Source organism: Ochrobactrum quorumnocens (assembly GCF_002278035.1).
Taxonomy (GTDB): domain Bacteria; phylum Pseudomonadota; class Alphaproteobacteria; order Rhizobiales; family Rhizobiaceae; genus Brucella; species Brucella quorumnocens.
On record NZ_CP022604.1, the window covers coordinates 1,002,473 to 1,025,217 of the forward strand.

Consider the following 22,745-nt stretch of genomic DNA (forward strand, 5'->3'; position numbering starts at 1 on the left):
ATTTCGCACGGCTGCATCGGGTCAGTCTGAGCCGGAAAACGAAGCCTAAACTCAAGGCTAAACTCCTAAACTCAAACACTAAAGTTGGAACATTGAGCGCGGGATTAAGCGCCGCCGATGCTTTATCCCGAGGTTGAGAGATGACAGCAACGCAATCGTTGCCCACGATGACGAAGGGTGAGTTTGCCCGATTGATCAATGTCACGCCGGGCCGTGTGTCTCAGTACATTGCTTCAGGCCAGATCGGGCCGGATGCCTTGGATGGAACAGGGCGCAGCGCACGCATCATTGTTGATAAGGCTCGCCGCCATCTTAATGGTCGGTTGGACGTTGCGCAGCGGCTCGGCCTCAACGGCATCGCAACTCGCGCTGCGCCTTTAGAAGAATCGAAACAGGAACTTGATCTTTCAAGCGCGCCAGCGGTCACGCTTCCTCGCACTGATGTCGTTGCCGACCAGATTGCACTTGAAAAACTCGAACAGGCCAAAATGCAGACCGCGCGGGCACGCCGCGAGGAAGCACTTGCGAAGGGCCGGTACATTTTCGCAGACGATGCGAAGGCTGAGATCACCCGTGCTGTTGCTATGGCTTATCGAGTGATGGAGGGCGGGCTTGCGGATATGGCGACATATCTTGCCGGTCAATTTGAAGTGCCACAGCGCGATATTCTGCATCACCTGCAGAAGTCATTTCGCGACGTGCGTGCTCGTGCCGCTCAGAGCTTTCGCGACGCTGTCGACAATGAACCGGCCCATATCACCGATGACCTGATGGATGCCGACAGCGAGGACGATCAATGACGCTCCTGTGCAACCCGCGCCGCCTCACGTATCAGGTGTTGATGCAGGAGACGCAACCGCCGCCACCAGTCGATTATCTGAAATGGGCGAAAGGCAATATCGTCTTTTCTGATCGCATCACACAGTTTCCGGGGCCCTACAACGAGGCGCTGTTTCCGTTCTTCTCAGAAATTCTGCGAGCATTGTCGCCAGAAGATGCTTGCCGCATGGTGACCATTGCCAAGTCGGCACAGGTCGGCGGCACGGTACTGGCCAACATCTTCACGCTGGGAACCATGGATATGGACCCGTGCGATTTTCTGTATGTTCACCCGACCGAGGAAAATGCTTCGCGTTGGTCAAAGCAGAAGTTGATGCCGCTCTTGCGGGAAACCACGGCTCTCGCATCGCTCTTTCCCGAAAAGAGCCGCGATGGCAGCAATTCGATCCATTATAAGGAGCGCGCCGACGGGCGCGGCGCAATTCAGGCAGCGGGTGCCAACTCGCCATCTGGCCTTTCGATGATTTCACCGCGTAAGCAGGTGCAGGACGATCTGTCGAAATGGCAGAACAACGAAGCAGGCGACCCGGAAAGTCAGGCAGAAAGCCGGTCGAAGGCGTTTATCTCGGCGAAAATCCTTAAAATTTCGACGCCGCTGATTGCTCCGGGCTGCAGGATTTCAACCAACTTTGAGCAAGGAACACAGGAACGTTACCATGTTCCATGTCCCCATTGCCGACATTTGCATGCGCTCGAATGGGAGAACATGCGGGATCATATCGATGCTGAGCATCCAGAGAAAGCAGGCTTCTTCTGTCCTAAATGCGGTGGGGAAATTCGGGAGCATCATCGCGCATGGATGGTTGATCCGGCCAATGGTGCAAACTGGGTTGCCAAATATCCAGAACGTGCGCGCTATCATCGTTCGTTTCACATCTGGGTGGCGTATTCGCCGCTGGAAAGCTGGGAAGCGCTGGCGCGGGCATATCTGAACGTCCAGCGCGGCGGCCCCGATGACAAAGGTAAAAAGTCAGGTGCCGAACAGGTCTTCTTCAATGACTGGCTGGGCCAGCCGTTTGAGACAGATGGTGAAGCGATTGGCTGGGAGCTACTGCGTGACCGCGCGGAACTGGGCAGTGTCATTCGCGGCGTGATCCCGCCTCGTGCGCTTGTCCTGACAATTGGCATCGACGTTCAGGGTGACCGCGTTGAATGGCAGCTTCTGGGACACGGTAAGAACCGATATCGCGTGGTGATTGATCGGGGGATCTTTGACGACACGGCTGGGCGGACTTTGCCTGGCTACGTCTCTCACTCTGGCCATATCTCAGAGCCGCAGGTGCAGTATGCTTTGTCAAAGCTTATCCAGAGAGAATGGCCCGATTCATGGGGCAACAGGCGCAAGGCCGATCTGACTGCCATCGACGGCAACGCCTATACCGAGGACGTGTGGGAATGGGCGCGCAAGCATCCGATCACCGATGTCATTATGGTTCGCGGTGACAACCGTGAAGCCGCCCCGATGTTGGGGCAGGTCAAGAAGGAAAAAGACAAACGCGGCAAGCCACTCAAATATCAGCGCCGCTTCTTTAACTTCAACGCTTCGGTGATGAAAGCTGCTCTCTACCGCTCTTACAAAAAAGAAGACCCTGAGCAGACTGGCTATATCGAATTTGCGAAAGGCTTGGGAGATGACTTTTTCCAGCAAGCAACTTCGGAACGACGGGTTCAGCGCAAAAACCGTGCAGGCCATCCCTATTATGAATGGGAATTGCCATCAGGCATTCGCAACGAAGCGCTGGACATGATCAATCAGGCGCAGGCCGCCGCCCTTCGTCTCGGCATCAATTACTGGACGGAGGAGGAATGGGACGCACTGGCAGAACGGCTCGCCAGCGAGCCACCGCCAGCCCAGCTCGATCTTGAAGAAATGATGTTTCAGACGTCGCAACCATCGCAGTCTTCATCAAGACATGAACCACAAGATAAAAATCCGCTCGTTGCAGCGGCCATTGCCAGAGCGCGTGCGAGAGCATCGCGCCGAGGCTAACAGGAGTCTCGAATGGCCAATCGTGAGATCATCCAAAAGCGTCTCACCGAGGCACAGGACGCTTTGCATCGCCTTCTGACTGGCGCTGCTACGGTGCAGTTAAGTTATCAGGGTGAAAGCGTGACTTACACCACAGCCGATGAAGGCAAGCTCCGCAACTATATTCGGGAACTGGAATCGCAGCTTGGTCTTGCGCCATCCCGTTCTCGTGCACGTCGCGTGGTGTTCGGATGAGCAATACAGTCATTCTCGACGGTTCAGGCAATCCGTTGCCTGAACCCGTGCGTGCAGCAGCTCGCCGGCGATATGCAATGAGCGCGGCCTATAGTGCAGCCAGCAACGATCATTCCTCTATGGCCGCATGGCGGCCCGGAACCTACTCGGGACAGTCCGCGCTCGGTTTGAACCGTGATGTTGTTGTAGATCGGATCAATGATGCTGTGCGGAACAGCGGCTGGGCATCAGCAGGTGTCACGCGTCTCGTGGATAACGTCATAGGCTCAGGCTGGCGCTTGTCATCGAAGCCTAATGCAAGAACGCTCAATCTCACAGAAGATGAGGCGGATGAGATTGGTGATCAGATTGAAGCGCTTTGGTCTGATGTGGCCACTGATCCCCGAAACTGGTTTGATGCTGAACGTACCAAGTCGGTCGCTGGCATCCTCGGACTTGCTGCCCGTCATCGTTTTACCGATGGAGAAGCATTTGCTGTCCTGCCTTATCGCATGGGTGGGAACGGTTACGGTACTTGTGTTCAAGTAATTGATCCTGCCCGATTATCAAATCCGATGGGGCAGATGGATTCGGAAACGTTGCGTGATGGTGTAGAACTCGACGAATATGGTGCGCCTGTTGCCTACCATATCCGCAAGGCACATCCGGGTGACGTCTTCGGGCGCATGCAGCAAATGTTTATCTGGGAGCGCATTGAGCGAGAGGATGAATATGGCCGTCCGATAGCCGTTCATTCATATGAAGCGACCCGCGCTGGCATGACACGAGGCGCGTCGAGATGGGCACCTATCCTGCAGCAGTTGAAGCAGGTGTCGGACTATAATGATTACGAACTGCAGGCGGCGTCGCTAAATGCCGTGATGGCTGCTTTCATCAAAACACCATTCGATATGGACCAGCTCGCAGATTCTCTGGGCGCTGGCGATATCGGAAAATCAATCAATGCATTAACTGCGGCACAAGCTGCAGCTTATGGGGCTGATCCTATCCGCCTCAAAGGCGCTCAGATCAATTTTCTAAACCCAGGCGAAGACGTCGTCTTTACCAAGTCTGAGCACCCGAATGCTGCATTCGAAGTGTTTGTGAATGCAGCCCTTCGTAACATCGCATCCTGCGTCGGGCTGACATACGAACAGCTCACCATGGATTGGTCGAAGGTCAATTATTCGAGTGCGCGTGCAGCATTGCTTGAAATTTGGCGCGGTCTTTCTGCGGAAAAATCCAGCTTCGCTCATTCCTTTATGCAGCCCATTTATTGGGCTTGGCTTGAGGAGGTGTTTGATCAGCGCCGCATCATACTGCCCCCGCACGCGGTTTCATTTCAGGCCAACCCTGCGGGCTGGGTGCGGGCTGCATGGATTGGCAGCGGGCGCGGTTGGGTCGATCCTGAGAAGGAAGCGAAAGCCGCTGCCATTCGTCTTGCAACGGGTCTTACCACGCAAGAATCGGAATCGGCGGAACAAGGACGCGACTGGAAGGAAGATATGATGCAGCGTGCGCGCGAACAGAGATTTGCTCGCAAGCTGGGCGTTGTGTCCGGCGAAACTGCAAGTGCCGGCGTCGTGTCGCGGTTTGCATCCGATCCAAACGAACAGGGCGATGAAGAAAAGGAAGAGGCAAGCAAATGATGCCATATGCCATGCCCGAAGTTGCAGCTCGTCTCTTCAACACGCCGTTGATGCTGCATGAGGGGAAAGCCAATATCATCGCTCGCGCCTTTGGGCCGCGCGTGCTCGGAAACGAGGTCAATGTTCGTGCATCACCTGAGATGGGAGTTCTCACGGAAGACATGCGCGAGCTTCGTGACGGATGGACCGGCGAGAAAATCTATAACGGCCCTAAAATGGTGGGGCAGGTTGCGGTCATCGAAGCGGAAGGTTCTCTGGTCAATAAGGGCGCTTGGGTCGGTAAGTCATCAGGTGTCACCTCCTACGAGGGATTGAACATCCAGATTGCTGATTGCCATGAGCGCGACGACATCAAAGCGGCAGTCATTGAAGTTGATAGTTTTGGCGGCGAAGTTGACGGCTGCTTTAACTGTGCCGAGGACCTTTTTCAGCTCTCTCAGAAAAAGCCGACAATTGCAGTTCTGACAGATCATGCCTGTTCGGCAGCGTATTTGATTGCATCAGCCTGCCGCCAGATTGTTATTCCGGCGACCGGTTATGCAGGCTCCATTGGTGTCATCTCAATGCATGTGGATGCGTCCGAATGGGCGAAGAAACAGGGGCTTGGCGTGACAATCCTTCGTGCTGGCGAGCGCAAAGCTCGTCCTGGCATGTTCGAAGCCATGTCCGACGACGAATACAACACCGCAATTGAGGATCTCGAATCCATGCGCGTATTGTTTGCTGAAACTGTCGCGCGCTATCGCGGTGGTCGCATATCACTTGATGCCGCTCTCGCAACTGAGGCGGATACGTTTCGAGGCCAGAAGGCAGTTGATCTCGGACTGGTCGATGCGGTTGCACGACCAAAGGATGCATTCAACGAGTTTCTGGCAGCGATAGGCGCATAAGCGCCCAGCCTGACCAACCCTAAAATCAGACAAACTTATAAGGAATAGAGCCGATGTCGCTTGCACGCGCTATCCGGGCCGCCGTTGGCGGTCGTTCCATGAAATACCGCCTTGAGGATGAAAAGCCCGAGGAACTGGAAGACGATGAACGTCCTGAAGACGCAGAGGACGACGAAAACGCAGACCCCGCAGCAGACGATGAAGACGAGCCAAAGCCGGAAGCGGATGAGGACGAGCCTGTTGCTGACGATGAAAAAGAAGGCGGCGAATATGCCCGAGGTCGCCGTGCGGAACGCAAGCGCATGTCGTCGATTCTCGGGTGCTCACATGCTGACGGCAATCCTACGCTTGCTGCTCATCTAGCCTTTAAAACCGGCATGAGTGCCAAGAGCGCCATTTCTGCGCTTCGTGCCTCTGGCTCTGCAGCATCTACGCAACCTTCACTTGCTTCCCGCATGAATGGTCGTGTCCCGGCCTTGGGTAATGGTGGTGTCACCACTCAGCCCAAAACGGCTGATGCGAAACTCGTCGCATTTGCCAAAAGCCGCGCCGCCGCTCGCAAGGCCTGAATCTCATAGGTTCGTAATTCCGTAAATCTCATAAGGGAGAGCTGCTCATGCAGACCCAAGATTATACGCCCGGCGACCTGCTTGTCGGCGATTACCCCGTTGCTGTCCGCACCGTCACAATTGGTGCTGGCCAAGTCCTGAAACGCGGCGCAGTGCTGGGCGGCGTTGCCGGCACCTTCAAGCTGTCCGCTGCTGCGGAAACAGACGGCTCGGAAGTGCCGTCGGCTGTCCTTGCTGTTGACGTCGATACCACGGCTGGACCCGTGCAAAAGCGCGTTTACACCTCTGCCGGTTTCGATAGTTCCAAGCTCATTCTTGGTGAAGGTCATACCGTTGACACGGTGGAAGCGGCATTCCGTGAAGCTTCAGCACCGCTCTACATCCACAAGCTCGCCTGAGCCTTCATCACTCATCATCTGCGTTTAGACGCCCAATCTAAGGATTTTCCGGAATGGAAAACTATCTTTTCAGCACGGTTGCGCTGGCTGCGGTCATTGAATCGCGCGACCGCCCTACAGCGTGGATCCGCGATACATTCTTCCCGAATGGCTTTCAGTCGGATTCAGAAGAAATCGCATTCGACAAGCTTAAACGTCGCCGCAATGTGGCACCGTTTGTGTCTCCACTGGTGCCGGGTCGCGAGCGTGCAATCCGTGGTCGACAGACGACCACTTTCACGCCCGCTTACGTGAAGCCGAAAAATACTATTCGACCAGGTGAGGGTTTCCGCCGTCGCCCCGGCGAGCGCATCGGCGGTGAATTGTCACCGGAAGATCGTTACCTGCAAACTGTTACCGACACACTCTTTGATCAGGATGACGAAATCACCCGACGCGAAGAGATCATGGCAGCCGAAGCCCTGAAATCGGGAAAGATCACCGTCAGCGGGGAAGACTATGAAACGCAGGTTGTCGACTACGCTCGCAAGGCGGAACTGACAGTGGCGCTTACAGGTGCCAATCGTTGGGGTGAGAACGGCGTGAAGGTCCGAACTTCCATCCGTGATTGGGGTACTCGTGTTGCAAAGGCGTCAGGTGGTGCTGCAACTGAAATCATTCTGGGTGCAGAAGCTGCAGAACTGCTTCAGACCGATGAGGAAATGCGGCAGCTCCTTGATAACCGCCGGCAGGCAGATGGCGTCATGCAGCTTGGCCCGATTGCTGCGGGCAGTGAGGATATGGTTGCAGTCTACCTCGGCTCTGTTGGTCAGTTTAATTACTGGCAATACACGCAGCTATTTCAGGATGATGCCGGCAACGATATCGAAGTGTGGCCTAGCTATGGTGTGGGCGTGGTCTCTCCATCGCAGTTACAGGGCTTTATGGCGCACGGTGCTATCCAGGACACAGGCGCAAGGCTGGCACCACTCGCCCGTTTCGCGAAGATGTGGGAACAGCAGGACCCATCCGCCACGATGTTGATGACGCAGAGCGCCCCGCTCCCGGTTCCCGGCGATGCGAACGCATCATTGTTCGCTCTTGTGCGCTGATCGCGTCTGTTGAAACGGAGGATCATTGAAATGGCTAAAAAAACTGTCACGCAGGCCTATGCAGCCACACTCATCGTCGGGGGCAAGGACATACCTCCCGGCACGCCTGTCTCTTTGCCCGAAGATGAAGCCAAACGAATTGGTGACATTTTTGGCGTCATCCCGGCTGTGAATGAGGCGGTGAAGCCGTCTCGCAATGCCACTGTCATCGCAAAAGCATCCGAGACGGATGCTCTCGCGAAGTCGCTTGAAACGGCGCAACAGGCATTCGATGCAGCAAAAGCGGCATTGGAAGGCGAAGACGCAGGCGATGATGAGCTGAAAGCTTTTGAGGCGGCAGAGAAAGCGCTCAATGCTGCTGAACAGGCGCTTCAGGACGCACAGGGCTAATGTCGCGGCCCGGTGTCTTTGCACAAATGGGAGGCGCTTTTGTCGCCTCCCTCGGCAATGTTGAAATAGAACTCACCATTGCAGGCGTCGTTCAAGCACCACTTCGGGGGATTTTTCGAAGCGTTCGCGATACCGATCTGATTAATCTCGAAGGCATCGCCGCCGAAGGCATCCGTTATACGCTCGCAATTCAAGGAAATCTGATCGATGCCGTTCGGCAGGGCGATATGGTCAAAATCCTTGAGAGTGATGACAGCAAGAACGTCGGGGATGTGTTTGAGATTGCGGGGCATGTTGATGATGGCCGCGCGATGAAACGTCTTCTTTTACAGGATCACTGATTATGCATCTTCGTTATCAGATCCTCGAAAAACTCAAGGCTGATCTACAGCCTTTCATCGTCACCAAAAACGGCAGGGTATCCCTGATGCGTGCACGCGCCATCGAGCAGGAGGATATGCCATTCTTCACTATCATTCATACGGGCGAAACATCCACACCCGATGGCGTCATTCTGGATGAGGTCACCAATCAGGAGCTGGCGCGCATCAATCGCCGGTTACTGGTCAATGTCATTATTCAATTCAAAGGCCGTTCAGACCCACAGCGTGAGTTCGATGAACTGGCAGAGTTGGTGGAGCAAGCGATACCGCCATCACATCTGGGTGGTCTGGTCATCGATATTATACCCACCGCTTCGGAAATGTTCATTGACCCGCAAACAGCCCAGAGTCTTGGCTCGGGCCGTGTCGTATTCGAAGTGAGCTATCGCACCTTCGCTGGCATTCCTGACCGGGCTGCCTGACCCTCGTTTTCAATCTACAGGAGAATTTGCCATGGCTCAGTACATGGGGCGTGAACTTGTCATCAAAAGATACATGGACGCCGATCAGGAATTCGTTTCGGTCTGCGTTTCCGAAGCCCGCTCTATCGAAATCAACAACGAAGAAATCGATATTACCAAGCCCGACTGCGTGAACCCCGGTAGTAAGCTTGTTCGTTCGCTGATGTATGGCATGCAGAGCATTGGTTTGCAGCTGGATGGTGCCTATGTCGGCAATGCGGCGCAGAAAGCGATGACCGGCGATGCCGTCAATCAGATCGTCACATCCTATCAAGTCGTGGTTCCTGGTGTCGGCACGTTCGAGGCAGACTTCCTTGTGTCAATGACACTGTCTGGTGACAAGACTGGCGAATTGCAGGCGCAGGGACGAATGTCTGCGACCGGCAATATCGGCTTCACGGCGGCAGCATAATGGATCCGATATTCAACCCCGCACGAGGCGAAGCCTCATGCCAGATCGGCAAAACGAAAATCGTGATGGTTGTTGAGTTTGCTCGCCTGGCGCAATTGTGCCAGCTGGCAGACTGCGACGACATGCAGACGCTTTATAAACGTCTGATCGGGTTTCACCCCAGAACTGTCATGGCTGCCATTCGAACACTGACAGTGCATTCAGATGGTGAGGATGAAGCCCGTAAGTTGGCACATGAGGCGATGCGTCAGCTTAGTGGTGCAGACGAACCGGAATGGCGCGACGCCATCACAAAAGCCCTCACGGGTCATATCGCGCAAGGCCATAAAATCCGAGATGAAGTTGATGCTATCGCTGATCTGGATCGTGCATTTGATAAGCTCGACCCGGGAAACGTCCTAAGCCCTTCAGTGTAAGTGAGCGCATTTCTCATATGCAGCGAATTGCGACTGGCCAGTTAGGCTGGTCGCCTCGCACTTTCTGGCGCTCGACATGGCCTGAAGTTCAGGCAGCCATTGAAGGGCGGACAGGTCGAAAACTGAACGATGTCATCACGCCAGAACGAGCGCGTGAAATCGCCCGACACCATCCTCCCACCAAATCCATCAGGAGCAAACCACAATGAGCACTCGCGCCGATATCATGGCCTTCATTGGCGCGAATGCTCGTGGCTTTCATGATGCGATGCGACGTGTTCGGGGCGATGCCAAGGATACCGCCCAAGACACCAAACGTGAGTTTGCTAATCTGTCAGCTGGCATGGATCGCTCCATGGGCCTGCTCAAGGCTTCGCTTGCGGGTCTTGGTGTTGGAATTAGCCTGGCAGGGGCGCAACAGGTCATCAGTGATATTGCTTCAATTGATCGCGAAGCCCGGCGCGCCGGTATTTCGATCAAAGCTTTTCAGGAGATGAAATACGTTGCCGAAAAGAACCGCATTGATGTCGATGCGATGATTGACGGCATGAAAGAGTTGAGCCTTCGTGCCGATGAATTTGCTGTCACGGGCAAAGGCTCTGCTTCGGAAGCATTCCAGCGACTTGGATTTGACGCCAAGGATGTGGCACAGCGTTTAAAAGAACCGTCCGAGCTATTCGCCGAAATTATCAAGCGTGTTCAGCACCTTAATAAAGCGGCCCAGATTCGCGTGATGGATGAATTATTCGGCGGCAGCGCAGGTGAGCGCTTCGTGGAACTTATTGCACAAGGTGAAGATGGCATCCGCCAGACGATCAATGAAGCCCATCAGTTGGGTATTGTCATTGAGGACGAGTTGGTAAAGCAGGCTGCGGAGCTGGATGCTGCCTTCAACACCGTGGTGACAACTGTCGGCGTGAGCCTCAAGCAAGCTGTTGTCAGTGTCGCCAGTCAAGTTCGCTACGTGCTTGATCTGTTCAATGATGTCGACAAACGCAGCCTTTCGACGCTGGAAAAGCAGCGTGGAGAAAAAGTACGCGCGCTCGAAATGAAAAATACGGGCGACTATCGTGGCGCGTTTTTACCTCCAAAAGAGCAGCTCGAAAAAGATCTTGCCGAAATTGAGAAACAGATCAAGGATTTCCAAGATCGGAATAAGCCGCGCGATAAACCCGATGACGGTTTTACGCTTCCACCCATGGTTATCGATACAGGTTCGAAAGGCAGCAGCCGAAAGACAGCCATTTCTGAAACCGAGCGGCAGAAAAAGGCGGCAGACGAGTTAATCAAGTCGCTGGAACATGAGCTGTCTATTGTCGGGCTGACAGCCGAACAGCAGAACATTTCTAATCAGATACGTAAGCTCGGTGCAGGCGCAACGCAGGAGCAAAAAGACCGCATCACTGAATTGATCACTGTCATTGATGCACAAAAGGCGGCTCAGGAACGAGCGAACAAATCGCAGCAGGATTTTATAACGGGTCTTGACCAGATTGGATCAGACGCCGTCGACGCACTTGGCAATGTGGTTACAGGTACAGAAGAAGCCGCCGACGCATTTAAAAAACTCGCCATCGAGATTGTGAAATCTGCCCTGACTGGCAAGGGTGCTTATGCCGATTTCTTTAGCAGTCTGTTTGGCGGATCGAAAGGACCTGGCCTCGGAGGTATCGTCGCAGGTCTATTCGGCTTTGGCGGGCAGAAGTCCATTGCGATGAATGGCGGTATAGGTCTCTACGCGAAGGGCGGCATCAGCGATAAGCCGGCAATCTTTGGTGAAGGCCCAATGGCGGAGGCCGCGGTTCCATTGCCCGATGGTAGGAGTATCCCTGTTGATCTGAGATTGGCTGACTTACCCGCATCGCCGCAAATTGCAGAAACGTCTGGCGGTAGAGTGTCGGTTGATGTCGGTGTCAGCGTCGATAACAACGGCAATCTGCAAGCTTATGTAAAGAATGTTTCTCGTCTGGAAAGCGTGGGCGCAGTGAAGTCCTATGATAAAGCGGGAGCGGCACGCTTTGCCCGTGATAGCAAACAGGCAGGACGCAGGGGGATGCTCAAGAGATGATCGATCTTATAGCAAATGTCGACTTCATCGCCTCTTATCCGCAATTAATCGTTCCTGTCAGTCAGTCCAAATTCGGCGGCAAAACCATCTCCAATATTGAATACGCCGATCCGTACCGTGTCGTTGACATGAAAACCGTTTCAATGCGGGCTGATCAGGCAGTGCAGCTTCAGGCGTTTATTGCGGCAGCGCGTGGAGGTATGGAAACGATTGTCTATCGTCCTCAGCATATTTGCATTCCCAGAGCTTATTGGGGAGATCCTAACAATCCGCATATCATCGGCACCGCCTCGCGTGGTGCCGTGACGAATGGCTATACGGTTCAGATAACAGGAGTTGTTCCGGGGTTGACGCTCATGGATGGTGATATGTTTTCACTCATGAGCGGTGATTATCGGCAGTTCCTGCAAGTCGTTTATGGCGGGGGAGCTACGGCCATGAGCACGACCATAACGGTCAAGGTTGATCAGCCCATTTCGTCTTACGTTGGGATCGGGGCGACGGTCCGGTTCAAGCAACCCGAAATGAATACAAGACTAATCAAAGACAGTTTCCAAATGTCGGACGGCCCATTTCCAATGGCGTCTTTTCAGCTTATCGAGGTGCCGAAATAGTTAATTTGTCTTTTTGCTGACCAATACGATTGGGACGTGAACAGGTCCCTCTATTCGCGTTTTCAAAGGCGAGCATTTTCTGATCAGCAGCATCGCTAAAACCCCAAGGCTGGCATCGGTTGACTTACTGCGATAGGAAACTACAGCACGTTTGATAACGCCACCTTTAGCAAGATCTATGCTGACGATAACTAGTCGCTCCTCCGGACGAGCTCTCGCTTTAGACAGCGTCGATATACACTGAGTAAGTTGAAGGCGTAGATCTAAGATCTCTTCGTTTGTGTATTTCGGCATGGTTACGCAACCAGCCAAACTAAGTGCGATAAGTGGAACTAAGATCTTTAAAGCGCCCCGCATTTGAAAACCTTCATATCAGACTCAAGTTAAGATCGGTTATCACATGGCTTTCCCAACTCGTCTACAGCAATTGCTGGAAGAGGGGCGCATTGTCGTGCGCTCTCTCGGTGATTTTCATTTCGGAACCGGCTTCTGGTATGTCTGGAACGGCTCATCTGAACTTGTCTGGAACGGAAACACATACATTCCCAACCAGCTTATCGCGATTGAAGAGCCCCCTATGCAAATGGGTTCAGAAGCGCTTCCGATCACCATCACGATGCCGACAGCAGCAGACTATGGCATCACGCCGGACAAGTTGGCCGAGATTGAGAGCGTCGACTACAAGGGGCGCTCGATCATCCTTTATGATGCATATATCGATCCGGACACACGCGAGCTGCTGCATGTGGAGCCGATGTATCGCGGATATATCGACACCATTGATCATGTGATTGATGGTGGCGAAATGATGCTAAAGGCGAACATCGAAACGACGGCGCTCGAAAATCACCGCGACGGCTATCGCACTGCCTCGCACGAAGATCAGCAGCTCATTTCACAGGGCGACAAGTTCTTTGAATATGCCTCCACCGTGAAGCTCGAAAACTTCTACATCACGCCATACCAGTAAGGGGCAATCATGCGCCATCCAGAATGGGAAAAACGTCTCGTGGCTGTCACGGAGGCGCACTTAGTCACGCCTCTCGTTTGGGGCAAGTCGGATTGCCTTCTCACTGCATGTGACGTTGTTTCGGCTGTTCTCGGTACCGATCCAGCCGTTGATATTCGTGGCAGATACAAGACCAGAATCGGCGCTTACCGGCTGATCAGAAAATATGGATTTGCCAATCTGGGTGAGGTTCTTGCCGATAGGTTTGAAGAGATTGGCCCCGCCATGGCAATGCGCGGTGATCTTGGTCTTTACCAAAGTACGGTTGGTTACTTCTGTGAATATGGTTTCGCTGTGAAGGGTGAGGACGGCTTACGCTTTCTCCCTCGCATAATGACCGAGCGAGCTTTCAAGGTTTCCTGATGAAATATCTTCTGGCTATTTTCTTTGCGCTGCTGGCATCGCCTGCGGCGGCGGAACCTGTTTCCCTGATCGTCGGTGCTATCGGTGCAGCCGGTTCATGGCTGTTCGGCGGGACGATGCTGGCCAACCTGGTGTTGGGTGGCTTGGCCGTTGCGGCGCAGTACGCCTATGCAAAGCTCTATAGTGAAGCGCCAAAATCATCTGCATCAGCGACAGAAACCAAGTACGGCGAGAATCTGACACGTGAAGTCGGTCTGGGTATCTTCGGCACCAATGGACATCATGTCTATCGAAACGCTTTCGACAAAGGCAATCATATTGTCCAGGACGTGTTCAAGCTTTCGGACTTCCGATGCACTGAACTTCTTCGCGTGCAGATGGATGGCGAGTGGAAATCGCTCTCTCCTGACCAACAGGGCGACGAGGGCCGCATCTATGGTCAGCGCGTTCTTGGTGTAAAAGACAGCGGTCAGTTATTTGTCCGCTTCTATCACGGTGCTTTTGATCAGACTTCGGATAGTGCACTTGTTGCATACGCCAATCCGGTTGGCCGCTGGACGACAGCGCATCGCGGTGCGGGTCTTTGCTATGTGATCGTTACGACCATCACCGATGTTGATAATATCACCGCTGTTCCGGGCCTTCGTTTCGAAGTTCGTGGCGCTCCTCTCTATGATCCACGCAAAGACAGCTCGGTCGGCGGCTTTGGCTCTCACCGCTGGAATGATCAAAGCACTTGGGAATTTTCAGATAATCCGCCCGTCATAATGTTCAACCTTGAGCGTGGGATTTACATAGGCACTGAAAAGATTGTCGGGCGTGGTATTGCTGCAAGCCTTCTCCCACTTTCCGAATGGTTCACCGCGATGAATATCTGCGATGAAGTCATGTCGGATGGCAGCCGACGATATAGGGCTGCCCTCATTGCGTCGTCTGGCGATGGTGTTACGCATGACTCGAATATGACGCCTTTGCGTGAGGCATGCGCCGGTTCATGGGTTGAAAGCGTACGTGGCCAGTATCCGATTGTCGGTGCCAATCAGGCAGTTGTTGCAACGATTACCGACCAAGATATCGCATGGGAAAAGCCCTTTCAGCTTTCCTTGCATCGCACTCAATCAGAATTGGTCAACACAATGGCTGCGACATATGTCAGCCCGGATCTGTTCTATGAAACGTCACCTCTCGCCACGAGAATTGACGCTGTTGCCTTAGCTCAGGATCGTGAGCGTTTGGCGTCAAAGGTGGATTATACCGCCGTCACTGATCCTCGCGTGGGTGACCGGCTGGCAGACATTGCAATCCGTGCCTCCCGCTATCAGGCGAACGGCAGCTTTGTCGTGCGTCCGAAGTTCCTCGGCCTTCAAGTCGGGCAATGGGTTGAATGGCAGTCAGTCCGGTATAAACGCACGATCAGATTTCAGGTTCATACAAAATCTCTTGGCGCGATGGGCAGCGACGGTGTTCGTGATGTTTCGATCAGCTGGAAAGAAGTTGGCGACGGTATTTTTGACCCGACCGCATACGAGACAAACCCACCTGTTCCAATTCCGAATGGCCAGCCGATTTATCAAACGCAACTTGCCAACTTCAACGCCATTCCAAACAGAGTCATTGGTGATGACGGTCAGGAATACCCCGGCATTCGTCTGTTCTGGGATGAGATCGCAGACACCACAGTTGAAGGCGTGGAAATCCAATATTGGCCTGAGAATGATCCGTCCCAGATATTCACGGATTATGTGCCGCGTGATGTGACTGTCTTTCAGATCGTGAACGGACTTACGAGGCTCTCTGAATGGAATGTCCGGTATCGTTTCAGAGTGGCGGCAGGAACGCGACCTGTGACTTGGTCTGCGCCAGTGCTGGTACTGACGCAAGAAACGTCCACAGACAACAGCCCGGTCGATTATGGTCGCCTCGATGATGACGTGACCGGCCTTCTTAACTGGATGACGGATGATCGACGTGAACTTGTTCGGCAGGCTCAAGAGAATGCTACCTCATCCGCCGATGGTCTTCTCAGTGCTTATTCAAATATCGAGCGTCTCAGTCGGCGGCTAACCAGCACATACGGGACAGCAAAGGCATCATGGCAGGAAGACATTCTGACCGCCACTGGCCCGAACAGCGCCATTGGTCAGCAGCTGATACAAATCAATGTCAGTCTGGGAAACAAAGCCGATGCAAGCACCGTGTCATTGTTGCAGAGCCGTGTTGATGGCGTCGAAGGCGATATGACAGCCATTTCCAATGCACTGACTGAAGTCAATGCATCGGTTGATGGTTCCGTCTCAAATGCGGCCTGGCGCATGACAGCGACACAGGGAGCAGGAGGCCAGTCTGTAAAGATTTCAGCGTTTGGGCGTGTTGGGTCTGGCGATAGCTGGAAACAGGCGGGTTGGTTTGTCAATGTCACGCCTACTTCAAGCCAGTTCGTTGTCATCTCCAATCAGTTTGCCATTGCAGATCCGAACGACGATGGCAGCTTCACTTATCCATTCGTCGTTGAGGATGGTCGAGTTGTGGTTGAGAATATCGTTGTCGGAACCGTGAAGTTTAAACGGCTCCAGTCCGACAATGAAAAGCTCGATATGCGCGGCGATGTGGGAAATGCTTATCTAAGGATTATTGTCTGATGGTTAGCTGGATCGTTGCAAACAAGCCGGGCGTAGGCGCGGTGATGAAGGTCAATAAGTATGACAGCGACTGGCCGTTGGATGTGCCGAACGATGCGCATAATCGCTTCTATTTCAATTCGGAGGCGAGCAATCTTTCCTATGTGTTTGGAAACTTTCAGACACCACAGCCCCTGAACAAATCGAACTATCCCGGGGGATATCTCCCGGGGGGCATGTATGGCCTGCAAACTGGTTCGCTTGGCGATCAGTGGGTTATGAAAAGTACCTACACGACATCTAATGAGACTGGCACTCGTTATGATATCTATGGGCTGATTGGTCGAATGCCTGACCTCGCAGGCACCATCCCATTTGCAGAGGTGAAGTTCATTTCTGCGGATGGAACATCTCGCATTCTCTGGAACAATAAACCGGGAAGTTCGAGCGCCTATTATTTCAGCGTCACTAACTATGGCGTGACTTGCTACTCGACGGAGACTGGCACAACTGGCCTCGGCTATCGACGTATTCCTTCAGACTTCGGCTATACCGGGTGGTGCATAAGGCCATCGGACACGTCCGCGAGTTTTGACACCTACCTCGGCGGCGACAAAGAATACGTGAATACGATGATCTGGGATTTGCCATGTAACAACGTGCCAATTCCTAAGCCTGTCGGAACGCCTATCGCAGGGCAGATAGCATTTGAAGCGTCCAACAACCGCATCAAGATGGCAAGGCCGGGGTTTTCAATTGATACAGCGACAGGTCGTCAGCTGATCATGGATAGTGACAGGACTCCGATCAAGTGTGTGATGATGGGCGAAACGCCTGCCATCGCGCCGGGAACATCATACTTTGTCGAAAAGCCTACTTCGATTGACTTCGACCTGTCCCCTTCAATGGTCTGCGATACGATTTGCAGCCTGAATGGTTGGGGATTTGCCATTCCTCCAGTCAACCTGAATACTGGCTTTGATGAACAGCAAACTTGGGCGTATTACCGCGTCGAACATGGCGGCATAAGGTTCTCGGTCGTCGGTACGCATTCGGTTGCTATTCGGTTCATGCTCTACGCTACCGGCGTCCAAGGCCGAACATCAGGCGGAAGCGCTGTAATCCGAAAGGTTGAAGGTCAATATCTTCAGATTAAAAGTCCGGGTTCCAGTGATGTCGCGCCGGGGTACAACGATATCCTTCTGGACACTCGTTTCGCAGCTGTGACGGTTTTGGCAGAAGGGTATATCCCAGCCTCAAGTTTCAGCGCAACCAATCAGGTTCACTGGCGTTACGGAAATATCGCGGCCCGTATTGATTTCGACAGCCAAGGCTTATTCGTGTTTCCCAAGGTTATTGTCGATTTTGGAGACATGTTCCGACAAGGCAATCACACCATGTACTTGTCACCGGGCGGTGGCGTTGAAGTGCTGAGGCACTCCATGGCGACTGTCGTCAACAGCGATCATTGCATTGTCCATATCTCGCCTGGCAACAGTGCTGGGTCCGTGACTGGTTTCCCAGACCCTGTCGGCGTCCGCTACTACATCCTCGGAGCTACCACGCTCTAACAATCCGAAATCGGAGAATACTATGGCTGTTTTGTCAGATTACACCTCTGGCACGATAACGCTTGCCAATGGCTCAACGGCTGTGACCGGAACCGGCACGCTGTTCGATGTGGCGAAGTTTCGTGAAGGTGACACGCTTCAAATTCAGAACCTGACGGCCGTCATTGCCAGCGTGAACAGTAATACATCGCTGACCCTGACTGAGCCGTGGACTGGCACTTCGCTGGCCGATGCGCCTTATCGCGCGCGATATTTGCCAGACGGTGCTCGCGTGACTGCGCAGGCTATGACGCTGATCGAATTGCTCGGCAATGGTGTTCTATCCAATCTTGCTGAGCTCGGTGTCGAAGAGGGCAAAGTGCCTGTCGGTAATGCGGCTGGTGAGTATGAGTTGAAGGATCAGTCGACCTTCGGCGTCCAAGACCCGAACGGCAGTCTTGGAAAGTTGGCTGCTTTGGTGTTGGCTGCGAACAAATTTCTAAGCACCGACACCGATGAAAACGTTGTCCAGTCTGACATTACTGCGGCTGCAATCGCACTGCTCAATCTCGGCGGCGCAGCGGCAGCGGACCGGCTGCCTTATCTTAATGGTGCCAGTGGTGCGGCGCTTACACCGATAACGCCCGTCGCTCGCAACCTCTTGGATGACACAACAACTGCGGGACAAAGAGCAACGCTTGGACTTGCTAGGCCTGCTTTCAAAGCAACTGTACTAAACGATGTTTCTCTATCAAATGGCGTAAATATTGTTTCGTTTCAAAATGTAAACGTAAATGTAGGGAACGGATGGAACGGAACAGTATTTACCGCTCCAGAAGATGGATTATATTACTTCGGTTGTGATTTTACCATAACTGGAGGTGTTGAGAATAATGGAAACACAATTCTATCATTGTTCGTAAGGAATAATTGGTGGCAAGAAACTGTCAGAGCTAGAAGAACAGATTACTTTCATGGAATTGAACTCAACACCATCACACGACTTGCAGCCGGGGAAACATTTCAACCAAGATTAACTCTTGAGGGTTGGGCAGGTACAGTTAAAGCGGCTGGCGGTAGAGGCTCTTGTTATGGTGCTTTAATAGGATAGTACAATGCAATATAAATTCATCAAATTCGGCCCTGAGGGCTATCCGCTTTTCTATTACTGCGAGATCACCTATCCGCCTGTTGTGAACGATGAAGGCGAAGCGATTGCTGAAAATCCAGGTATTCCATCTGACGCGCACGCTGTGACCGATCAGCAATGGCAGGATGCGCAGTCGATGAAGCTTTGGTTGTCGCCAGACGGAAAGATCACTGTCCCGCCAGAACCGGAACCCATCGAGATGCCAGATCCCGTAGTCATTTTGCCTGCGGTCACTCTGTGGGAACGTACTTCTAAGAAAGAGGCTGCTGACATTGAAGCGGCTATGGAAACTCAGGACGCGCGTTCTCGCAATATCTTCCGAACGGCGACGACTTTCCGATCAGATCACGAGCTTTGGCCGCTTCTGGAAAGTATGGCGACACAGCTATTCGGTGAAGTGCGGGCCGCTGAGTTGCTGGCTGCTTAGGTCTTTGTTCAGAAGCGAACGCGACGGTTTTGGGCGAGCAACGCCAAGAACACTACGGCCAGAATGGGCACTGCCCCGCCGATAACTACCTGCCCGATATCTGACGCAATGAACTCTCTTACTTGGCTCATCACTACTCCCTTACTGAAGAAACCCCGACTGACCTCTCAGAAAGCCGGGGCTACGCAAGCCTCCAGTCGCGTTAGATTGTTGGCTTACGCCTGACAGCTTTACACTTGTGGCGAGGCAAAGAAAACCCCGGCAGGCGGGCAGCCATGACCGGGGTGGCGCTCAATTGCATTGATCAGAAACCGTTGAACGCAGCCTTAGTTAGCAAGGGTCACGCAGAAAGAAAAGCCCCAAGGACACTTGCGATCTCTGGGGCCGATCCCGGCAGGCGGGCAGCCATGACCGGGGTGGTATCACGTGGACGCCTTGATTGTTCACGCGATACGGGAAAACTGTATCACCAAAAACAAATAAGAAAACCCCGCCACGTCTCCCAACGTCACGGGGCTGCGCATCAACGGGCATGCGATTGTCTCAGCGCGCTGTGTAAATAGCAAAATTAGGGCAAAAGAAAACCCCGGTGAAAGGGACCAAGCCGGGGCCATTCACTGGTGCAACCGAGCGGGGTGCTCATAGCAGTGAATGACTAGGAGATATCGCGGCATAGCGGTTGATCAATACCTGGTCAGAAAAAAGCCCCGACCTTGAGGTGTATCGCTCAATAGCCGGGGCAAATTTTACATTCATGCCATTTTATATTCTCACAATCTCAGGAAAACACAATGTCACTCGCCATCAGAGCCACGCAGCCTGACGAAGCTATTGATCCCGTTCTACAGCGAAACTCGGAGCGTCATCGCCTTTCCCATGTTGAAGAAATTCGATTAGTTCGGCCATCAACGCTTCAGCCACGGGGTTGATCATTGCCAGCTCGATCATTCCTGTATCTGTCTTTAGTGTCAGAATGCCGAGTAGCGGATCCTCATTGAGGACTGTAGTTCCAGCGCCCAGAATTTTATTGAACCCGGGACGTGATGGTTTAGCCATTGTGTGAGCCTCAATTGCGAAGGTTTTGCAGCCAGAGTAGCCGCTCATTACCAAGCTGGATCAATTATAAACATAAGTGAACTGCCGACTATACCGGCTGCGGCAATCTCGTTCGAATTTAGACAATAAAAACCCCGGCGATGAGAGCCATCTGGTTCGCCGGGGCTATTCACTGTCGTGATTGAGTGGAGGTTTGTAACAGTGAACACCGTTAAGCTAGGGCGCAGATCTGTGAAGTGAACTAGTCGCAGGAGCAAAATTATAGTTCATAAGAAACCCCGGCTGACCTCCCAGAAAGCCGGGGCGGCATCACGTGGACGCCCTGATTGTTCACGAGATGCGGGAAAACTGTATCACCAAAAACAAACAAGAAAAACCCCGGCTCGGAGGTCCATGCCGGGGTCTGCGCACCGATTGGGTAAGCGGGGGGGGGCTTGGGATCCGGTGCGCATTAACAATGTAAGGCACCAGTCAGGGTGAGTGAACCCGCTCTGTCATAACGATATCTTAAAAGAGGAAACAAACAAAAACCCCGGAGATGGGACCGGGGTTTGATTTAAAACTAGTGTTACAGTTTACGTCGGTTGTTCATGTAGTACCTGATCTCTTTCCAGCCGATCAAGGCTACCACATATGACAGCGTAGCAAGAATAGCCGCTTCAAATAGCAAAACCCAAATCATGATGCGCTTTCAAGCCTGAACTAGGCCGCCTCCTGATTTTTTGCCCTTCATCCAAGGGATCGCAACTTCTGGTTTTTCGAGAATTCCGTTCTTCTTGGCGAAACCTCGAATGGCGCTCTCTGCCGCTTTCACTGGTTTGATGCCATCGTGGCTGTCGCAGCACGCTTTCCAAGCGGTTTCGTAAATGTGGCCACGGTCATATTCGGGCCACTCGTAGAGAAAATCTAGCGCATCTCCGATGCTGGCAATCTCACGCACAAGGTATGGCCCGTCCTTCACGAATACAGGACGGTCAAACAAACGATCGTTCATCGAAGCCTCCATTTGATCGAACGCGTTACGTCGGAATGACGGCTTCGATTTAGTCAGTAATCGCGCCCTTTCAAGAGGGCAATTTATCAAAATATGAGGGAAAAATGAATACGCACCTTGGCGATACCCGCCTCTTGATTGAGGCGGGTCGAAAGCGTGGACTATTGCGCAATCAGATGGCGTATGTGTTGGCCACTGCGTACCACGAGACTGCGCACACGATGAAGCCGATCAATGAGATGGGCGGTGAGAAGTATCTCCGGTCCAAGAAATACTGGCCGTATATCGGGCGCGGATACGTCCAGATCACTTGGAAGGCCAACTATGAAAAGGCTGGCAGAGTTCTGGGTATTGACTTCGTGTTGAAGCCTGAACTTCTCCTGCAGCCCAAATACGCGGCACCGATCATTATCGCGGGGATGGTCGAAGGCTGGTTCACCGGCAAGAAGCTGTCGGATTACATCACCCTGCAGAAGTCTGATTTCAAGAACGCTCGCCGGATCGTCAATGGCACGGACAAGGCCGAATTGATCGCTGGATATGCCAAGGATTACGATAAGGCCTTGCTTGCAGAAGGTTATGGCGTTGGCCAGGTGGTGACTGCACCGGCTGCTGATGTGGTGCCAACTCCGGTTGAGGAAAAACCAATATCGAAATCTTCGCGCTTCTGGACGTGGATCGGCAGCGGTGGCGCAGGTGCTGCAATCCCGTTTGTCGATTGGCGGGTACAGATGGCGCTTGTCGTGTTCGTTCTTGCGCTCGCGGCTTATGCAATCTTCACCATGCCACAGGCCAAGGCCAAGCTTGAGAAGCTGGTGGACGCGCTATGAGCGTCATTTGGGCCTTAATCCCGAACTGGCTGAAATATTCGATAGCTGCCCTTGTGGCAGCGTCTTTGCTTCTGGCGAGTGGGTATCTCGCCGGTAAGCGCCAAGGCCATCAGGACGCCATCACATACCAGCTCAAGCAAACCGTGAAAGCAGAAAGAGAGAGGGGCAAGGACGATGAGAAACTACGTGGCCTGTCGGATTATGATTTGTGCGTTGTTGCCCTTCGTCGTCGTGGCTTGCCAATCGACCAGTGCGACGAGCTGCGCGGGGTTCAGACAGAATAACATCTCACCCGCAGGCCTTGTCGCTCTGATCAAAACGGATCGGGCAGGGGCTGAACGGGTTGAGGGCAACGATGAAAATG

General features: G+C 53.2%; 27 protein-coding genes. 24 read left to right on the plus strand and 3 right to left on the minus strand.

Going from position 1 to position 22,745, the window contains the following annotated elements; all coding sequences use genetic code 11:
* Positions 1-140: 140 nt before the first annotated feature.
* The 22 genes from CES85_RS14320 (at position 141) to CES85_RS14430 (ending at position 19,501) form a co-directional block, all read left to right on the plus strand.
* Positions 141-800, plus strand: a complete 660-nt coding sequence (locus tag CES85_RS14320; RefSeq protein WP_095446578.1) for a hypothetical protein — start codon at positions 141-143, stop codon at positions 798-800.
* Positions 797-2,830: a phage terminase large subunit family protein gene (locus tag CES85_RS14325; protein ID WP_095446579.1), complete on the plus strand. Its 2,034-nt coding sequence runs from the start codon at positions 797-799 to the stop codon at positions 2,828-2,830. The genes CES85_RS14320 and CES85_RS14325 overlap by 4 nt, the downstream gene beginning before the upstream one ends.
* Before the next feature lie 12 nt (positions 2,831-2,842).
* Positions 2,843-3,064 (plus strand): phage head-tail joining protein, encoded by a 222-nt coding sequence (locus tag CES85_RS14330; protein ID WP_095446580.1) that lies wholly within the window; start codon positions 2,843-2,845, stop codon positions 3,062-3,064.
* Positions 3,061-4,692, plus strand: a complete 1,632-nt coding sequence (locus CES85_RS14335; protein WP_244923292.1) for a phage portal protein — start codon at positions 3,061-3,063, stop codon at positions 4,690-4,692. The genes CES85_RS14330 and CES85_RS14335 overlap by 4 nt, the downstream gene beginning before the upstream one ends.
* Positions 4,689-5,582, plus strand: coding sequence for a S49 family peptidase (locus tag CES85_RS14340; RefSeq protein ID WP_095446581.1), 894 nt, complete (start codon positions 4,689-4,691; stop codon positions 5,580-5,582). Before CES85_RS14335 ends, CES85_RS14340 begins: the two co-directional genes overlap by 4 nt.
* 53 nt (positions 5,583-5,635) lie before the next feature.
* The gene (locus CES85_RS27165; protein ID WP_157743461.1) at positions 5,636-6,151 is read left to right on the plus strand and encodes a hypothetical protein; all 516 of its coding nucleotides are present in this window, start codon (positions 5,636-5,638) and stop codon (positions 6,149-6,151) included.
* Positions 6,152-6,198: 47 nt separating this feature from the next.
* On the plus strand, positions 6,199-6,549 hold the full coding sequence (locus CES85_RS14355; protein ID WP_095446583.1) for a head decoration protein: 351 nt from the start codon (positions 6,199-6,201) through the stop codon (positions 6,547-6,549).
* A gap of 53 nt (positions 6,550-6,602) precedes the next feature.
* Positions 6,603-7,640, plus strand: coding sequence for a major capsid protein (locus tag CES85_RS14360; RefSeq protein WP_095446584.1), 1,038 nt, complete (start codon positions 6,603-6,605; stop codon positions 7,638-7,640).
* A gap of 30 nt (positions 7,641-7,670) precedes the next feature.
* A complete protein-coding gene (locus CES85_RS14365; protein WP_095446585.1) occupies positions 7,671-8,030 on the plus strand; it encodes a hypothetical protein in 360 nt (119 codons plus the stop codon).
* Positions 8,030-8,371, plus strand: coding sequence for a hypothetical protein (locus CES85_RS14370; RefSeq protein WP_095446586.1), 342 nt, complete (start codon positions 8,030-8,032; stop codon positions 8,369-8,371). Before CES85_RS14365 ends, CES85_RS14370 begins: the two co-directional genes overlap by 1 nt.
* 2 nt (positions 8,372-8,373) lie before the next feature.
* The gene (locus CES85_RS14375) at positions 8,374-8,835 is read left to right on the plus strand and encodes a hypothetical protein (RefSeq protein WP_095446587.1); all 462 of its coding nucleotides are present in this window, start codon (positions 8,374-8,376) and stop codon (positions 8,833-8,835) included.
* A 31-nt stretch (positions 8,836-8,866) separates the two neighbouring features.
* Positions 8,867-9,286, plus strand: coding sequence for a phage tail tube protein (locus CES85_RS14380; RefSeq protein ID WP_244923293.1), 420 nt, complete (start codon positions 8,867-8,869; stop codon positions 9,284-9,286).
* Positions 9,286-9,702 (plus strand): hypothetical protein, encoded by a 417-nt coding sequence (locus CES85_RS14385; RefSeq protein ID WP_095446588.1) that lies wholly within the window; start codon positions 9,286-9,288, stop codon positions 9,700-9,702. Before CES85_RS14380 ends, CES85_RS14385 begins: the two co-directional genes overlap by 1 nt.
* A 17-nt stretch (positions 9,703-9,719) precedes the next feature.
* Complete coding sequence (locus CES85_RS27170; RefSeq protein WP_157743462.1) at positions 9,720-9,911, plus strand: phage tail assembly chaperone; 192 nt, start codon at positions 9,720-9,722, stop codon at positions 9,909-9,911.
* Positions 9,908-11,770 carry a hypothetical protein gene (locus tag CES85_RS14390; protein WP_095446589.1) on the plus strand — a complete coding sequence of 621 codons (1,863 nt, stop codon included), beginning with the start codon at positions 9,908-9,910 and terminating at the stop codon, positions 11,768-11,770. Before CES85_RS27170 ends, CES85_RS14390 begins: the two co-directional genes overlap by 4 nt.
* Positions 11,767-12,384 (plus strand): hypothetical protein, encoded by a 618-nt coding sequence (locus CES85_RS14395; RefSeq protein WP_095446590.1) that lies wholly within the window; start codon positions 11,767-11,769, stop codon positions 12,382-12,384. Before CES85_RS14390 ends, CES85_RS14395 begins: the two co-directional genes overlap by 4 nt.
* Before the next feature lie 400 nt (positions 12,385-12,784).
* Positions 12,785-13,354, plus strand: a complete 570-nt coding sequence (locus CES85_RS14405; protein WP_095446592.1) for a hypothetical protein — start codon at positions 12,785-12,787, stop codon at positions 13,352-13,354.
* A 9-nt stretch (positions 13,355-13,363) separates the two neighbouring features.
* Positions 13,364-13,756: a DUF6950 family protein gene (locus CES85_RS14410; RefSeq protein ID WP_095446593.1), complete on the plus strand. Its 393-nt coding sequence runs from the start codon at positions 13,364-13,366 to the stop codon at positions 13,754-13,756.
* Entirely contained in the window at positions 13,756-16,395 is a 2,640-nt protein-coding gene (locus CES85_RS14415; protein ID WP_095446594.1) for a phage tail protein, read from the plus strand. The genes CES85_RS14410 and CES85_RS14415 overlap by 1 nt, the downstream gene beginning before the upstream one ends.
* Entirely contained in the window at positions 16,395-17,945 is a 1,551-nt protein-coding gene (locus CES85_RS14420; RefSeq protein ID WP_095446595.1) for a hypothetical protein, read from the plus strand. The genes CES85_RS14415 and CES85_RS14420 overlap by 1 nt, the downstream gene beginning before the upstream one ends.
* Before the next feature lie 22 nt (positions 17,946-17,967).
* Positions 17,968-19,035: a complement C1q domain-containing protein gene (locus CES85_RS27815; protein WP_244923294.1), complete on the plus strand. Its 1,068-nt coding sequence runs from the start codon at positions 17,968-17,970 to the stop codon at positions 19,033-19,035.
* Between the two features lie 4 nt (positions 19,036-19,039).
* Positions 19,040-19,501 carry a hypothetical protein gene (locus CES85_RS14430; RefSeq protein WP_095446596.1) on the plus strand — a complete coding sequence of 154 codons (462 nt, stop codon included), beginning with the start codon at positions 19,040-19,042 and terminating at the stop codon, positions 19,499-19,501.
* 8 nt (positions 19,502-19,509) lie between these two features.
* Here the strand turns inward: CES85_RS14430 and CES85_RS28125 are convergent, their stop codons facing one another.
* The 3 genes from CES85_RS28125 to CES85_RS14440 form a co-directional block, all read right to left on the minus strand.
* On the minus strand, positions 19,510-19,632 hold the full coding sequence (locus CES85_RS28125) for a hypothetical protein (RefSeq protein ID WP_280523393.1): 123 nt from the start codon (positions 19,630-19,632) through the stop codon (positions 19,510-19,512).
* A 697-nt stretch (positions 19,633-20,329) separates the two neighbouring features.
* Positions 20,330-20,557, minus strand: coding sequence for a hypothetical protein (locus CES85_RS14435; RefSeq protein WP_095446597.1), 228 nt, complete (start codon positions 20,555-20,557; stop codon positions 20,330-20,332).
* Positions 20,558-21,248: 691 nt separating this feature from the next.
* Positions 21,249-21,551 (minus strand): DUF982 domain-containing protein, encoded by a 303-nt coding sequence (locus CES85_RS14440; protein WP_095444627.1) that lies wholly within the window; start codon positions 21,549-21,551, stop codon positions 21,249-21,251.
* Positions 21,552-21,655: 104 nt separating this feature from the next.
* Here CES85_RS14440 and CES85_RS14445 point away from each other — a divergent pair, with 104 nt between their 5' ends.
* Together CES85_RS14445 and CES85_RS14450 are read left to right on the plus strand one after the other, a co-directional pair.
* A complete protein-coding gene (locus CES85_RS14445; RefSeq protein ID WP_095446598.1) occupies positions 21,656-22,381 on the plus strand; it encodes a hypothetical protein in 726 nt (241 codons plus the stop codon).
* Positions 22,378-22,665 carry a hypothetical protein gene (locus tag CES85_RS14450; protein ID WP_095444625.1) on the plus strand — a complete coding sequence of 96 codons (288 nt, stop codon included), beginning with the start codon at positions 22,378-22,380 and terminating at the stop codon, positions 22,663-22,665. The genes CES85_RS14445 and CES85_RS14450 overlap by 4 nt, the downstream gene beginning before the upstream one ends.
* Positions 22,666-22,745 lie beyond the last annotated feature (80 nt).